16 protein-coding genes are annotated in these 14,731 nt (G+C 38.2%); all 16 read left to right on the top strand.

Features of this window, described 5'->3' with window-relative positions; all coding sequences use genetic code 11:
• Positions 1-14: 14 nt before the first annotated feature.
• The 16 genes from ACOFKR_RS16395 (at position 15) to nuoL (ending at position 14,731) form a co-directional block, all read left to right on the top strand.
• On the top strand, positions 15-551 hold the full coding sequence (locus tag ACOFKR_RS16395; RefSeq protein WP_419801877.1) for an ExbD/TolR family protein: 537 nt from the start codon (positions 15-17) through the stop codon (positions 549-551).
• 44 nt (positions 552-595) lie between these two features.
• Complete coding sequence (locus tag ACOFKR_RS16390) at positions 596-1,429, top strand: energy transducer TonB (RefSeq protein ID WP_419801876.1); 834 nt, start codon at positions 596-598, stop codon at positions 1,427-1,429.
• A 223-nt stretch (positions 1,430-1,652) separates the two neighbouring features.
• A complete protein-coding gene (locus tag ACOFKR_RS16385; RefSeq protein WP_419801875.1) occupies positions 1,653-2,570 on the top strand; it encodes a PstS family phosphate ABC transporter substrate-binding protein in 918 nt (305 codons plus the stop codon).
• Between the two features lie 15 nt (positions 2,571-2,585).
• Positions 2,586-4,286 carry a tetratricopeptide repeat protein gene (locus ACOFKR_RS16380; protein ID WP_419801874.1) on the top strand — a complete coding sequence of 567 codons (1,701 nt, stop codon included), beginning with the start codon at positions 2,586-2,588 and terminating at the stop codon, positions 4,284-4,286.
• A gap of 70 nt (positions 4,287-4,356) precedes the next feature.
• A complete protein-coding gene (locus ACOFKR_RS16375; RefSeq protein WP_419801873.1) occupies positions 4,357-4,728 on the top strand; it encodes an NADH-quinone oxidoreductase subunit A in 372 nt (123 codons plus the stop codon).
• 196 nt (positions 4,729-4,924) lie between these two features.
• Entirely contained in the window at positions 4,925-5,467 is a 543-nt protein-coding gene (locus tag ACOFKR_RS16370; protein ID WP_419801872.1) for an NADH-quinone oxidoreductase subunit B, read from the top strand.
• A complete protein-coding gene (locus tag ACOFKR_RS16365) occupies positions 5,467-5,970 on the top strand; it encodes an NADH-quinone oxidoreductase subunit C (RefSeq protein ID WP_419801871.1) in 504 nt (167 codons plus the stop codon). The genes ACOFKR_RS16370 and ACOFKR_RS16365 overlap by 1 nt, the downstream gene beginning before the upstream one ends.
• 11 nt (positions 5,971-5,981) lie before the next feature.
• A complete protein-coding gene (locus ACOFKR_RS16360) occupies positions 5,982-7,193 on the top strand; it encodes an NADH-quinone oxidoreductase subunit D (RefSeq protein WP_419801870.1) in 1,212 nt (403 codons plus the stop codon).
• Positions 7,186-7,710: an NADH-quinone oxidoreductase subunit NuoE gene (gene nuoE, locus ACOFKR_RS16355; protein ID WP_419801869.1), complete on the top strand. Its 525-nt coding sequence runs from the start codon at positions 7,186-7,188 to the stop codon at positions 7,708-7,710. Before ACOFKR_RS16360 ends, nuoE begins: the two co-directional genes overlap by 8 nt.
• A 189-nt stretch (positions 7,711-7,899) precedes the next feature.
• Positions 7,900-9,264: an NADH-quinone oxidoreductase subunit NuoF gene (nuoF, locus tag ACOFKR_RS16350; protein ID WP_419801868.1), complete on the top strand. Its 1,365-nt coding sequence runs from the start codon at positions 7,900-7,902 to the stop codon at positions 9,262-9,264.
• Positions 9,265-9,349: 85 nt separating this feature from the next.
• A complete protein-coding gene (locus tag ACOFKR_RS16345) occupies positions 9,350-10,360 on the top strand; it encodes a 2Fe-2S iron-sulfur cluster-binding protein (RefSeq protein WP_419801867.1) in 1,011 nt (336 codons plus the stop codon).
• Complete coding sequence (gene nuoH, locus ACOFKR_RS16340) at positions 10,360-11,403, top strand: NADH-quinone oxidoreductase subunit NuoH (RefSeq protein ID WP_419801866.1); 1,044 nt, start codon at positions 10,360-10,362, stop codon at positions 11,401-11,403. The genes ACOFKR_RS16345 and nuoH overlap by 1 nt, the downstream gene beginning before the upstream one ends.
• Positions 11,404-11,417: 14 nt before the next feature.
• Positions 11,418-11,915, top strand: coding sequence for a NuoI/complex I 23 kDa subunit family protein (locus ACOFKR_RS16335; RefSeq protein ID WP_419801865.1), 498 nt, complete (start codon positions 11,418-11,420; stop codon positions 11,913-11,915).
• A 53-nt stretch (positions 11,916-11,968) separates the two neighbouring features.
• The gene (locus tag ACOFKR_RS16330; protein WP_419801864.1) at positions 11,969-12,457 is read left to right on the top strand and encodes an NADH-quinone oxidoreductase subunit J; all 489 of its coding nucleotides are present in this window, start codon (positions 11,969-11,971) and stop codon (positions 12,455-12,457) included.
• Between the two features lie 12 nt (positions 12,458-12,469).
• Complete coding sequence (gene nuoK / locus ACOFKR_RS16325) at positions 12,470-12,790, top strand: NADH-quinone oxidoreductase subunit NuoK (protein ID WP_419801863.1); 321 nt, start codon at positions 12,470-12,472, stop codon at positions 12,788-12,790.
• Positions 12,791-12,826: 36 nt separating this feature from the next.
• Positions 12,827-14,731, top strand: a complete 1,905-nt coding sequence (gene nuoL, locus ACOFKR_RS16320; protein ID WP_419803658.1) for an NADH-quinone oxidoreductase subunit L — start codon at positions 12,827-12,829, stop codon at positions 14,729-14,731.

The following is a 14,731-nucleotide window of genomic DNA, read 5'->3' as shown; positions in this document are numbered from 1 at the left end:
AAAACGGATAAAAAATGGCAGAATTAGATACCTCCGGGGGTGGCAAGAAAAGCGGAGGAAAAGTACGGAGTAAAAAAGCTTCCACCCGAGTTGATTTAACAGCCATGGTAGATTTGGCGTTTTTGCTGATCACTTTTTTTATGTTGACTACAACTTTGGCTAAACCTCAGGCAATGGACTTAGGTATGCCGGATAAAGACGATACTAAAAAAGATCAGTTAGCAGTACCAGCTTCGAGAACAATGTCTATATTGTTAGGGAGCAAAGACAAACTTGAATATTTTGTTGGTGAGCCTGGTAAAGTATCACCTATTATTTCAGATTATAGCAAAAACGGTATTAGAAAAGCTTTGATTGAAAATTCACAACGTATTAAAGCTCAGTCTGGTGGAAAAGATATGATCGTATTAATCAAGCCTTCCGATAAATCCAATTATAAAAATATGGTTGATATATTGGATGAATTAGGCATCGCTAAAATTGAAAGATATGCGATAGTTGATATTGTCGAAAACGAAATAGAGTCTCTAAAAAGAGATAATCTTTATTAGAAAATTGGTAAAAAGGAAATTTTAGTTTTATTAAAACATAAACCATGGCAAGATTAGATATTTTAAATCCGGAATGGCTTGATGTTGTTTTTAGTGGCCGTAACAAATCTTATGGGGCTTATGTACTCCGTAAAGAAAACTCAAAAACATCTGTACGGGCATTAATTATTGCGAGCGTACTATTTATCGTCGCTATTGCTACACCAACAATTATAGACAAAATTAAGGGGTTCATTCCAAAAGCAGATGAAAAAGTAAAAATTAAGGATGTGGTGCTAATGCCACCACCACCGATTAACGCAACACAACCACCTCCCCCTCCTCCACAAGTGGAGCCGCCTAAGCCAAAAGTTGACCAGGTTCGTTTTCCGCCTCCTGTAGTAAAACCAGACAATGAGGTGAAAGAAAAAGATCCGCCAACGGTAAAAGAGCTGGAAGTAAAAGATCCGGGACAAAAAGATCAAAAAGGTGATCCTAATCAGGAAATTAGAATTGATGAGGCAGTTGGTAAAGCGGATATTACTAAAAAAGTTGTAGAAGAAAGTAATGAGCCGGTAAGTTTTGCAGCAGTTGAAGTTTTACCAAAATTTCCTGGTGGTGATGCTGCATTTTATAAATACTTAGGCAATAATATTCGTTATCCGCCAGTTGCTAAAGAAAACAACATTCAAGGTCGAGTAATTATGTCTTTCGTAGTTGAAAAGGATGGTTCTTTAACAGATATTAAAGTTTTACGTGATATCGGCGGAGGTTGTGGTGCTGAAGCAGTCAGAGTGCTTTCAAAATCACCTCACTGGTCGCCAGGTATCCAAAACGGTAAATCAGTTCGTGTAGCCTACACCATGCCAGTAGCTTTTACTTTGCAGGGAGATCAATAGTTTGCTCAATGTTAAATAGATTTAATTTTAAGGAGAAACCGCTCAAAGAGCGGTTTCTCCTTATTTTAGGGCTAATCACGTTTGCTGGTTTTTTTGGTTTGGGTTTGATGATTATGTTTTGGCAAAAACTTCCTTTAACCATGACGCAAACCCAGCGTTATTTGTTTGGTTCAGTATTTATTGTTTATTCTATTCTTCGTTTTTCAAGATTAATCCCTAAAAAATGAATTTAAAAAATATTTTAAACAGTATATTATTACTATGTGTTGGTTTTGCGTCCTGCAACCAGAACAAAATATATGATAATAGTACAGATGGGTTTACGTCTGGTACTTATACTTTTGTATTTGACGAATCTATTTCCCCTATTTTAGATCAGGAAATGTATGTTTTCAAATCATTGTACACTCAGGCAAAGCCAAATGTAGTTTATCAGCCGGAAAATAAAATTTTAGACCTTATATTAAACAATAAAGCGCGTTTTGCTGTAATGAGCAGGGATTTAAATCAGAACGAAGTTAAATTGCTTACAGATAGAGGCTTACCGCCAAAAGTTGGAAAAGTAGCACATGATGCAATCGCATTAATTGTTGGTAAAAACGTACCAGATACAATTATGACTTTAGCAGAAATTAAAAATTTGTTTAATTCTAATACTAAAGACACTAAAAATCTCGTTTTTGATAATCCTAATTCAAGCGTTTTGAATTATTTAAAAAGTTATTTTAGTTTAGAAAGTTCAAACCAAAAAAATATTTATGCTGTTAAAAACAGTAAAGAAGTTATAAAATATGTTGCAAACAATGATAATGCGATTGGTTTTATCAGTTATAGCTGGTTAGTTGAACCTGATAGTGATTATATTAGTGCAACAAAGAATATAAGGATTGTCGGTATTGAAAATGATAGTTCAAAAAGTAAGTCATTAACTTATTTTAAACCTTCGCAATCTACATTTGCTCTAAAACAATATCCATTAACCAGAACTATTTATATAATTGATTGTACAGGCAAAATAGGTTTAGGGACTGGTTTTTCTTCATTTTTACAAAGTGAACGAGGACAAAAAATAGTTTTACGATCAGGTTTATTGCCTGATTCTATGCCAACAAGAGAAATACTTATTAAAAAAGAACTTTAAAGTAGAATTTTAACTATGAAGATGATTAATAAAATAGCCTTAACTTTTTCCGGAATGGCTCTAATTGGCTATTCAGCATCTGCCCAAAGTTTAGCGGATGCAAAAAAAGCATTAGATGCAGAACAGTATCAAAAAGCGGAGGGCATGCTTAAAAACCTCACACAAACTCAAGCAACAAATGCAGAAAATTACTTTTATTTAGGTTGGCTATACATTCAGAAAGACTATTCTGATTCAGCAAAAGCTGCTTTTACAAAAGGGTTGAGCGTTAATGCTAAATCAGCACTCAATTATGCTGGCTTAGGGGCTGTGGATCGTATGGATAAAAATAACGCTTCTGCAAAGTCAAATTTTGATAAGGCTGTAGCTGTAACAGAAAAAAAAGATACAGAACCGTATGTGTATATCGGCAAGGCATATTTGCTTCCACCAAGTCCTGATGCAAATGCAGCAATTCAAATTTTAAACGCCGGTATTGCATCAAACACAAAAGAAAAAAACCCGCAATTGTATGCTGCGTTAGGAGATGCTTATCGTTCTGAGTTGAAAAATACAGAGGCTTACAACAATTACACGCAAGCTTTGGCCATTAATCCGAAAATGGTTAGTGCCATTGTGGCAACAGGGGTGATTTGGAAACAGGCCAACAATTATGAAGATTCTGAAAAAGAATATCGCAAAGCATTAGCCATTGACCCAAATTACGGTCCTGCATATCGCGAATTAGCAGAAACTTATTTACGTTGGGGCAAAAATAGCACTGAAGCAGTTTCAGAACAGAAATATAAGCAAGCCGTTGAATTTTATAAAAAATATCTTGATTTAACAGACCGTTCATTAGATTCAAGAATGAATTACGCACGCTTTTTAGTTTATGCCCAAGATTACAAGGCCTTGCAACAGGAAACCCAGGAAATTGTAAAAACTGCACCTAAAAATAATTTACTGGTTTACCGCTATTTGGGTTATGCAGCGTACGAAAACAAAAATTATGCTGCTGGTTTAGAAGCTTTGAACAAATTTATTACACAAGCAGACTCTAAAAGATTAATTCCGTTGGATTATTTGTATTTAGGCCGTTTACAATCGGCATCCGGACAAGATTCTGTGGGTATAAACAGTTTAAGAAAAGCATTGGCCTTAGATACAACTCAAGTAGAAGCTTATGGTGAAATTGCCAAATCTTTATACAATCAAAAGAAGTATGCCGAAGCAGGAGATGCTTATAGAGTGTTTGTTTCAAAATCTAAACAGGCAACATTAAATGATTATTTAAGGGAAGGCGTTAGTTATTACAATGCTTTTAAAGCACAATATTACAGCACTGCCACCCCAAAACCTGTTGCAGATACTACGTTACTTTTAAAAGCTGATACGGCGTTTACTTATATCCAAAAGCATGCTGCACAGCCGCAAGCCACGGTTGCTTTATACCAGGCAAGAGCCAATGATTTGCGTGAGCCAAGCCGTAATACTTCGCAGGGATATGCCAAACCATATTATGAACAGTATATTCAGTTAATTACTGCCAAAGGAGCAGTTCCGGATGAGGATAAAGGCTTTATGGCAGAAGCATACGATTATTTAGGTACTTATTACGAATATAAAGAAAAAGACGAAGCTAAAGCTGCGGAAAATTTTTCCAAGGCATTACAAATAGATCCTACAGATAAACAAGCAAAAGCTTATGCCGATAAGAAATCTAAAGGTAAATAATAGCTAATAATTAATGTGAAAAGGCTCCTTTTAGGAGCCTTTTTTTATATTTGGAAAAATTAAAACTTTAATGGAAGCACAAAGTTTACCGGTGAATTATCTGCCGATCATATTTCAAATAATTGTGGCGTTAGGTTTTGTATTTACCACAATGTTCGCAACCCACAAATTAGGCCCTAAAAGAAGTACTAAAGATAAACTTACACCTTTTGAATCAGGAATAGAAGTTATCGGTAACGCCCGTACACCGGTTTCTATTAAATATTTTTTGGTTGCGATTTTGTTTGTACTTTTTGATGTTGAGGTAATTTTCATGTATCCATGGGCAGTAAACTTTCGGGATTTAGGATCAGATGGAATGGTAGAAATGTTTATTTTCATGGGTACTTTACTGCTTGGGTTCATTTATATCCTGAAGAAAAAAGCACTTGATTGGGATTAAAACCTCTTCATAAATTATGTTAATGCTTCTTTTACCGGCATAAATTTATGCCGGTAAAAGAAGCATTAATCATTCAGGAAATTATTTTTTAAGAATAATTCTAAATAAGCTTCCGGATTATAAAGTCTGGTACTAAAAAAATTATTATTGTAAATTTGTATTTATCGTTATGATAATTTTTTTGTGAGGATAGATTATGAGTGATATAAAGGTTGTTGAAGCTCCGCCAGGAGTTGAAGGGTCAGGATTTTTTGCTACATCTTTAGATCAGGCAATTGGTTTAGCACGTTCACATTCTTTGTGGCCCTTACCATTTGCCACTTCTTGCTGCGGAATTGAATTTATGGCCACAATGGGTTCGCACTATGATTTATCAAGATTTGGTGCAGAAAGGTTAAGCTTTTCGCCACGCCAAGCAGACCTGTTAATGGTAATGGGTACGATCGCCAAAAAAATGGCTCCGGTACTGCGCCAGGTATATTTACAAATGGCCGAACCACGGTGGGTAATGGCTGTTGGTGCATGTGCATCAAGCGGTGGTATTTTTGATACATATTCTGTTTTGCAAGGTATAGACGAAATTATTCCGGTTGATGTGTATGTTCCGGGTTGCCCGCCGCGGCCGGAAGGTATTATTGATGGCTTTATGAATATTCAAAAATTAGTGCAAACTGAAAGTGGTCGTCGCAGGGAAGGGCCTGAATATAAAGAATTACTGGCTAAATACGGTATTCAATAATGGGCAAAATTTTAAACGAAGAAGTTTTTGATCAAATTAATTTAAAGTTTGGGGAAAAGGTTAGGCTATTGCCCGAAATGTCCGATTTGCTAAATTTTGAAACTGACCGTGAAGATATAATTGAGGTTTTAAATTATTTAAAGTCGGACACTAAACTTCAGTTTAATTTTTTAACAGATTTGACAGCTGTGCATTATCCTGAAAGAGAGAAAAAATTTGCAATTATATATCACTTGCACAGTTTTGTAAATAATATTAGGATCAGGCTTAAAGTTTTTTTGGACGAAAATGACCTTCATATTCCAACAGCCACAACTATTTGGAACGGTGCCAACTGGATGGAACGCGAAACCTACGATTATTTTGGGATTCAATTTGATGGTCATCCGGATTTGCGCAGGATATTGAACGTGGATGATATGACAGTTTTTCCGATGAGGAAAGAGTTTCCGCTGGAAGATCCAAACCGTGTTGACAAAAAAGATTACTTCTTCGGAAGATAGCAATATAATTGATGGAAAACTTTCCGGTTTTTACTGATAATGATCCGCAGGATTCGCCAACTACGCTAAATCTTGGCCCAACACACCCCGCAACACACGGTGTATTTCAAAATGTGCTGCAAATGGACGGTGAGCGTATAATTAGCGGCGTTTCAACAATCGGGTATATTCACCGTGCGTTTGAAAAAATAGCCGAACATCGCCCGTTTTATCAAATCACGCCGCTAACGGATCGGATGAACTATTGTTCATCACCCATAAATAATATGGGTTGGCACATGACGGTTGAAAAACTGCTGGATATAAAAATGCCAAAACGGGTAGATTACATGCGGGTGATTGTGATGGAACTGGCGCGTATTTCTGATCATATTATTTGTAACGGCGTGCTTGGGGTAGATACCGGCGCATTTACAGGTTTTTTATACATGATGGAATATCGAGAAGCCATTTACGAAATTTACGAAGAAATTTGCGGTTCCCGTTTAACTACAAATGTTGGCCGGATCGGTGGTTTTGAACGTGATTTTAATGAAATAGCTTTTCGTAAAATCAAAAAGTTTTTGGTAGATTTTCCACCGGTTTTAAAAGAATTTGAATCGCTTTTTAATCGTAACCGGATATTTATCGATCGTACAAAAGGTGTTGCACCAGTAACGGCCGAAACTGCATTAAGCTATAGCTGGACCGGGCCGTTGTTACGTGCTGCAGGCGTAGATTACGATGTTCGGGCGATGGAACCTTACAGTTCGTACGAAGATTTTGATTTTGAAGTTCCTGTAGGTACAAATGGCGATGTTTATAGTCGTTTTTTGGTCAGGAACGAAGAAATGAAACAAAGTATGCGCATGATTGAGCAAGCTTTGAAAATGATTGAAAAAGAACCAAAAGGTGTTTTTCATGCTGATGTTCCGGATTATTATCTTCCGCCAAAACAGGAAGTTTATAACAATATGGAAGCATTGATCTATCATTTTAAAATTGTAATGGGCGAGGTAATTACACCGGTAAAAGAAGTATATCATGCAGTAGAAGGCGGAAACGGGGAATTGGGTTTCTATCTGATAAACGATGGTGGCCGTGCACCATACAGGTTACATTTCCGCAGGCCAAGTTTTATCAATTATCAAATGTATGCACCTATGAGCCAGGGAATGTTGCTTTCTGATGCCATTATCAACATGAGTAGTTTAAATGTTATTGCCGGAGAGTTAGATGCTTAAAATTGAAGAAACTGTTGTTGTACAACAATTTACACCTGAACTGTACAGGCAATTTACAGATATAGTTAGCCGGTATCCGGAGCAACATCCGAAAGCAGCCCTGTTGCCTATTTTGCATGTGGTTCAGGCAGAATTTGGCTGGTTAAGCGTGGATGCAATGGATAAAGTAGCTGAGTATCTAAATATTCAGCCGATTGAAGTTTACGAAGTGGCTTCTTTCTATACAATGTATTTCTTACGTCCGCAAGGCAAATACATGCTGGAAGTATGCCGCACCGGCCCGTGTTGTCTGGTTGGTGCAGAAAAAATCATGAAATACATCGAGCAAAAATTAGGTGTAAAAGAAGGTGACATTACGCCAGATGGTTTATTTAGCTGGCGGGGCGTAGAATGTTTGGCCGCTTGCGGTTTTGCGCCGGTTTTGCAGATCGGGCCAGAATATACTTTTTATGAAAATTTAACACCGCAATCTGTTGATCAATTGATTAGCGATCTTACTATAAAAGCCAATAACTGATATGACAAATAGTAAAGTTATAGCCTGGGATTTAGTATTGTTAATTGGATTCATACTGTTTTTATCGACTAAAAATTGGAATTACTACAATTTAATCATCGGTTTAACAACAACAAATGCTTTAAGGTATGCTGTGAAATATCAGTGTGATAAGTATATAATAGCTGGCAATACTTACTAATCAGCATAATGGGACAAAAATTATTATTAGAACATATCAACGTACCAGACATCAATACTTATGATGTTTACCGCTCAAAAGGCGGTTATTCAGCTGTTGAAAAAGCTTTGAAAACCCTTACTCCGGAAGAAATTGTGGAGGAAGTAAAAAAATCAGGTTTGCGCGGTCGTGGTGGTGCAGGTTTTCCTACCGGAATGAAATGGAGTTTTCTTGCAAAACCGGAAGGTGTCCCTCGTTATCTGGTTTGTAATGCAGATGAATCTGAACCGGGAACGTTTAAAGACCGTTTTTTGATGACAAAAATTCCTCATTTACTGATTGAGGGAATGATTATAGGTAGTTTTGCGTTGGGTGCAAAAGTTTCCTATATCTATGTTCGCGGGGAAATGATGCCGCAAATACGCATTTTGGAAAAGGCAATTGCCGAAGCCAGAAACGCTGGATTTTTAGGTAAAAACATTTTAGGGACTGGTTATGATCTGGAATTGTATGTACAGCCGGGCGGCGGGGCTTACATCTGCGGGGAAGAAACAGCCTTACTCGAATCTTTGGAAGGGAAACGTGGTAATCCGCGTATCAAACCACCATTTCCGGCTATTGCTGGTTTATGGGGTTGCCCAACCGTTGTGAACAATGTAGAGTCTATTGCAGCTATTGTTCCGATTATCCGTGATGGCGGAGAAGAATACGCTAAAATAGGTATCGGCAGAAGTACCGGAACAAAACTAATTTCTGCTTCAGGTAACTTGGTAAAACCCGGAATCTATGAAATTGAATTAGGCGTTCCGGTTGAGGAATTCATTTATTCTGACGAATACTGCGGAGGTATAGCAAACGGAAAAAGGTTGAAAGCAGTCGTTGCAGGAGGTTCATCCGTACCAATTTTACCAGCTAATCTAATCACCAAAACGATAAATCAGGAAGCCCGGTTAATGAGTTACGAATCTTTATCAGATGGTGGTTTTGCAACTGGTTCGATGATGGGTTCGGGTGGTTTTATTGCTTTTGATGAAGATCAGTGTATTGTAAGGAATACCTGGAATTTCGCACGATTTTATCACCATGAAAGTTGCGGGCAATGTTCGCCTTGCCGTGAAGGAACTGGTTGGATGGAAAAGGTTTTGCATCGCTTAGAATATGGTCATGGCAAATTAAGCGATATTGATTTGCTAGTGGACGTTTCTAAAAAAATTGAAGGTAACACGATTTGTCCGTTAGGAGATGCAGCTGCGTGGCCGGTTGCTAGTGCGATTCGTCATTTTCGTGATGAATTCGAGTGGCATGTTACCGAGCCTCGGATAAGTTTAGAGCGAAATTATGGCTTGGCACATTACGCTGATCCTTTGCCACAACCAGAACCTGTTGCAGTATAAAAAATAGGTGATAAAAGAAGCATCAGATTGAATGCTTCTTTTATCATACAAAATAATACTTAATTTAAGTTTTTGATTGGATAAAATGCCAGAAGAACAACTTGTTAAAGTTAATATAGACGGAATAGCGGTAGAAGTGAGTGCCGGTACAACCATACTCAATGCTGCAAGGCAAATTGGCGGCGATGTGGTGCCGCCCGCCATGTGCTACTACTCCAAGTTATCGGGTAGTGGTGGTAAATGCCGCACATGTTTGGTTAAAGTGAGCAAAGGTTCTGAAAAAGACCCGCGCCCGATGCCAAAACTGGTTGCTTCTTGCCGTACAACAGTGATGGATGGCATGGAAGTGCAGAATATCACCTCCGCAGAAGTAATTGAAGCCAGAAAAGGTATTGTAGAGATGCTGCTAATCAACCATCCTTTGGATTGCCCAATTTGCGATCAGGCTGGCGAGTGTTCTTTACAGGATTTAGGTTACGAGCACGGAGCAGCAAAAACCCGCTACGAATTTGAGCGCCGTCAGTTTGAACGGATTGATATTGGTGATAAAATTCAGTTACACATGACGCGCTGTATTTTATGTTACCGCTGTGTTTTTGTGGCAGATCAAATTACCGATCATCGCATTCACGGAATTTTAAACCGTGGCGATCATTCAGAAATTTCTACTTATATTCATCAGGCAGTCGATAATGATTTTTCCGGAAACGTAATTGATGTTTGTCCGGTTGGAGCTTTGACCGATAAAACTTTCCGTTTTAAAAACCGGGTTTGGTTTACCAAACCAGTTGAAGCACATCGCGATTGCGATAAATGTTGTGGAAAAGTAACGTTATGGTACAAAGGCGACGATGTTTTGCGTGTAACCGGCCGTAAAGACGTTTATGGTGAAGTGGAAGAGTTTATTTGTAACACCTGTCGTTTTGAGCAAAAGAAAACAGCGGATTGGGTAATTGAAGGTCCGCGAAATGTAGCCAACACTTCGGTAATCAGTTCCAACCATTACGATTCGTTACAGCCATTGCCGATTATTAAAAAGAACCTGGCTCTGCAGGACTCAAATAAAGAACAGTTAGAACGTTATACCCGCTTATAATGGAATCATCAATAGTAGTAGAAAAATTTATACTGGTTGCGATTATTTTCGGGATCAGTTTGGTTACGGCTATGTATTCTACGTATGCAGAACGTAAAGTAGCTGCATTTTTGCAGGACCGTGTTGGCCCAAACCGTGCCGGCCCTTTTGGTATTTTTCAGCCGATGGCCGATGGTGCAAAAATGTTTATGAAGGAAGAAATCATTCCTACACAATCCAGCGGTTTATTATTTATTGTCGGGCCTTCTTTAGCAATTTTAACCGCTTGTATCGGCTCTGCAGTAATCCCATGGGGGCAACAATTAACCATCGGTTCCCGTGTGATTGATCTTCAGGTTACAGACATCAATGTTGGCATATTGTACATTTTTGGCGTAGTTTCTCTGGGAGTTTACGGCATTATGATTGGCGGTTGGGCATCAAATAATAAATATTCTTTATTAGGAGCAATCCGTGCGGCATCACAAAATATCAGTTACGAAATTGCAATGGGTTTGTCTATTATTGCTTTATTAATGCTGACCGGAACTTTAAGTTTGAAAGAAATTGCACAACAGCAGCACGGTTTCTGGGCTAACGGTTGGTTTACCTGGAATGTTTTCCGTCAGCCTTTAGGGTTTTTAATATTTATTATTTGTGCTTTTGCTGAAACCAACCGCAGTCCGTTCGATTTGCCTGAATGTGAAACAGAATTAGTTGGCGGTTACCATACCGAATATTCTTCCATGAAATTAGGTTTTTATCTGTTCGCAGAATACATCAACATGTTTATTTCTTCGGCAGTAATGGCAACGCTTTATTTTGGCGGCTACAATTTTCCGTTTATGCACCATTTAGGGTTATCAGAAAATTTGGTGACCATATTAGGTGTATTTGCATTATTTGCCAAGATCATTTTCTTTATCTTCTTTTTTATGTGGGTTAGATGGACTATTCCGCGTTTCCGCTATGATCAGTTAATGGATTTAGGCTGGAAAGTTTTGATCCCGCTTGCCATTGCCAATATCGTTTTAACAGGCATTTTTGCCACTGTTTTTAAATAATTTTTAACAGTTCAATGGAATCTTTAACCAATAAAAAGAAAGTTTTGGAAGCTAAGCCGCTCAATTTCTGGGAGCGGGCTTATTTACCGGCTATTTTATCCGGACTTTCAATCACCATAAAGCATTTCTTCAAAAAACCGGTTACCATTAAATATCCTGAAGAAAAGCGCGAATTTTCTGAAAATTACCGTGGCCTGCATTCTTTAAAAAGAGACGAAAATGGCAAAGAGCGTTGCACTGCTTGCGGACTTTGTGCTTTGTCTTGCCCGGCAGAAGCGATCACAATGATTGCTGCAGAACGCCAGCCCGGAGAAGAAAAACTGTATCGCGAAGAAAAATATGCAGCCGTTTACGAAATTAATATGCTGCGTTGTATTTTTTGCGGATTATGCGAAGAAGCCTGCCCGAAAGAAGCCATTTATTTAGACGGCGATATTGTTCCGACGGATTTTTTGCGCAAGGATTTTATCTATGGTAAAGACAAATTAGTAGAAGCACCCTTGAATCAATAAGTTTTATACCTTTGCGCCATTATTGCGGAGCAAAGGTATTTTTATTTCAGCATATGAGTCTATTTTACTTCGTCGCATTTTTATCTGTTTTCTTTTCACTGCTCGTGATTTTTTCTAAAAATCCGGTGCATAGTGTCCTTTATCTTATCCTTACCTTTTTTACTTTCACCATTCATTATTTTTTGCTTAACGCACAGTTTCTGGGCATTGTAAATTTTATTGTATATATGGGAGCTATTTTGGTGCTGTTTTTATACACGTTAATGTTGATGAATTTAAACCACGATACCGAGCCGCTAAAATCAAACCTGCTAAAAGTAATTGGCGTAATTGCCGGCGGATGTTTGCTGGTAACGCTTGTTGCTTCCTTAAAAATTTCCGGTAATTCTGAATTGGTTATCTTAAAAGATCCAAACCTGGGGTTAGTTAAAAACCTGGGCAAAGTGCTGTTTCATCAGTTTTTATTGCCGTTCGAAGTTTCTTCAATCCTGCTGTTGTCCGCAATGGTTGGTGCTGTTTTATTAGCCAAGAAAGAATCCTGACCGATGCAAAATATGTCTAACGTTATACAAACCATTCCGCTTAACCATTATATCATATTAAGCGCAATTATTTTTTGCATCGGCGTTATTGGTGTTTTAACGCGCAGAAATGCCATTGTCATCTTTATGTCGGTTGAGTTGATGCTGAATTCTGTTAATTTGTTGTTGACCGTATTTTCCATTTATAGAAATGATGCGGCCGGACAGGTTTTTGTATTTTTTGTAATGGCTTTGGCTGCTGCAGAAGTAGCGGTAGGTTTAGCAATAATCGTTATGATTTACCGCAATACCAATACTATTGATATCAACGTATTGAACCGGTTAAAGTGGTAATTGTAACATATTATAAATCAATGTAGCACGTTCATGATCAGCAATTATATTTGGTTAATACCGATACTTCCTTTGGCCGGTTTTGTTATAAATGGTTTGGGCCGAAATAAACTACCGAAAAACTTGATAGGTTTACTGGCGAGCTTAATGGTACTGATCCCTTTTGTATTAAGTGCGATGCTGTTTTTATCGGTAAAAAATTCAGGTCAGCCCATAACCATAACTTATTTTGAATGGATCAAAGCCGGAAATTTAAGTATCCCGTTTTCTTTTCTAGTTGATCAGCTCAGTTCCATAATGTTGCTGATCATTACTGGTGTCGGCTTTCTGATTCATGTTTATTCTATCGGTTACATGCATAATGATGAAGGTTTTGGCAAGTTTTTCGCCTACTTAAACTTGTTCATTTTCTTCATGCTACTGCTGGTTTTAGGTTCCAATTATATCATTTTATTTATTGGTTGGGAAGGTGTTGGTTTGTGTTCTTACCTGCTGATTGGTTTCTGGTTTACGAACCCAAATTATGCAGATGCAGCCAAAAAAGCTTTTATAATGAACCGCATCGGCGATTTAGGTTTCCTGATCGCGATCTTTGTAATCATCGCCACTTTTGGTAGTGCTTCTTTTAGCGATGTCTTTTTGAAGGCCGCTACATTAAAAATCAGCAGTCCGGTGCTAACCCTGATTACTGTTTTGCTTTTTATCGGTGCAACCGGCAAATCGGCACAAATCCCGCTTTTTACCTGGCTTCCGGACGCTATGGCCGGTCCAACACCAGTTTCTGCATTAATTCATGCCGCAACAATGGTTACAGCAGGTATTTACATGATCGTTCGTTCCAATGTCCTGTTCACCTTAGCTCCTTTTACCCAACATTTAATTGCCGGGGTTGGCCTTGCAACTATTCTTTTATCAGCTATAATTGCAATAGCACAAACGGATATTAAAAAAGTGCTGGCTTATTCAACTGTATCTCAATTGGGTTATATGTTTTTGGGCTTGGGCGTTGGTGCTTACACAGGCGCATTTTTCCATGTCATTACCCACGCTTTTTTTAAGGCACTTTTATTCTTGTGTGCCGGTTCTGTAATCCATGCTGTAAGCGGCGAACAGGACATGCGCAACATGGGCGGCTTGCGTAAAAAATTGCCGGTTACTTTTTGGACGATGCTGATCGGTGCAATTGCCATTTCTGGTATTCCGCCGTTTTCCGGGTTCTTTTCTAAAGATGAAATCCTGGCACATGTATATGAGCAAAGCAAAACCATGTACGTTTTAGGATTGCTTGGGGCGATGTTCACTGCATTTTATATGTTCAGATTAATTTTCCTTACTTTTTTTGGAAAGTTTAGAGGAACAAGCGAACAGGAACATCATCTGCATGAATCACCTTTGTTAATGACTGTTCCGTTAATTGCTTTAGCTATTTTATCAATGATTGGCGGTTTAATTGGTTTACCGGAAGTTTTAGGCGGTCATCATTGGTTAGAACATTATCTGTCGCCACTTTTTGCCTCTACAATTGCACAAATTCCTCCGGTTCATGCAGAAAAAACTACAGAATTGGTTTTGATGTGTGCCTCAGTTGGCGGGGCTTTATTGGCAATTATCTGGGCTTTTAGCAAGTACGGAAAAGGTGGGAATCTTCCGGTTGCAGAAGGAGAAGACCGTACACTAATCAATACTATTGCTTACCACAAGTTTTATATTGATGAATTATATGATCTGGTTATCCGCAAACCGCTGGACGCAGCTTCAAAATTCTTTTATAAAATTGTTGATCTAAAAATTATTGACGGCTTTGTAAACGGATTAGGAAAAATTTCTATCGAAAGCAGCAAAGGTTTACGACTGCTGCAAACCGGCAATGTGGGTTTTTATATTTTTGTAATGGTTATCGGCATTATTGCCATGATGGCTTATAGTTTATTCAGGATTTAA

Origin of the sequence: Mucilaginibacter sp. (assembly GCF_965201005.1) — a bacterium.
Taxonomy (GTDB): Bacteria; Bacteroidota; Bacteroidia; order Sphingobacteriales; family Sphingobacteriaceae; genus Mucilaginibacter_A.
This window is presented reverse-complemented; position numbering and strand designations above follow the sequence as displayed.

Bases quoted from the DNA above. Each gene is read 5' to 3' on its own strand.
- ACOFKR_RS16395 (WP_419801877.1), top strand. From the start codon at position 15: ATGGCAGAATTAGATACCTCCGGGGGTGGCAAGAAAAGCGGAGGAAAA.
- ACOFKR_RS16390 (WP_419801876.1), top strand. From the start codon at position 596: ATGGCAAGATTAGATATTTTAAATCCGGAATGGCTTGATGTTGTTTTT.
- ACOFKR_RS16385 (WP_419801875.1), top strand. From the start codon at position 1,653: ATGAATTTAAAAAATATTTTAAACAGTATATTATTACTATGTGTTGGT.
- ACOFKR_RS16380 (WP_419801874.1), top strand. From the start codon at position 2,586: ATGAAGATGATTAATAAAATAGCCTTAACTTTTTCCGGAATGGCTCTA.
- ACOFKR_RS16375 (WP_419801873.1), top strand. From the start codon at position 4,357: ATGGAAGCACAAAGTTTACCGGTGAATTATCTGCCGATCATATTTCAA.
- ACOFKR_RS16370 (WP_419801872.1), top strand. From the start codon at position 4,925: ATGAGTGATATAAAGGTTGTTGAAGCTCCGCCAGGAGTTGAAGGGTCA.
- ACOFKR_RS16365 (WP_419801871.1), top strand. From the start codon at position 5,467: ATGGGCAAAATTTTAAACGAAGAAGTTTTTGATCAAATTAATTTAAAG.
- ACOFKR_RS16360 (WP_419801870.1), top strand. From the start codon at position 5,982: ATGGAAAACTTTCCGGTTTTTACTGATAATGATCCGCAGGATTCGCCA.
- nuoE (WP_419801869.1), top strand. From the start codon at position 7,186: ATGCTTAAAATTGAAGAAACTGTTGTTGTACAACAATTTACACCTGAA.
- nuoF (WP_419801868.1), top strand. From the start codon at position 7,900: ATGGGACAAAAATTATTATTAGAACATATCAACGTACCAGACATCAAT.
- ACOFKR_RS16345 (WP_419801867.1), top strand. From the start codon at position 9,350: ATGCCAGAAGAACAACTTGTTAAAGTTAATATAGACGGAATAGCGGTA.
- nuoH (WP_419801866.1), top strand. From the start codon at position 10,360: ATGGAATCATCAATAGTAGTAGAAAAATTTATACTGGTTGCGATTATT.
- ACOFKR_RS16335 (WP_419801865.1), top strand. From the start codon at position 11,418: ATGGAATCTTTAACCAATAAAAAGAAAGTTTTGGAAGCTAAGCCGCTC.
- ACOFKR_RS16330 (WP_419801864.1), top strand. From the start codon at position 11,969: ATGAGTCTATTTTACTTCGTCGCATTTTTATCTGTTTTCTTTTCACTG.
- nuoK (WP_419801863.1), top strand. From the start codon at position 12,470: ATGTCTAACGTTATACAAACCATTCCGCTTAACCATTATATCATATTA.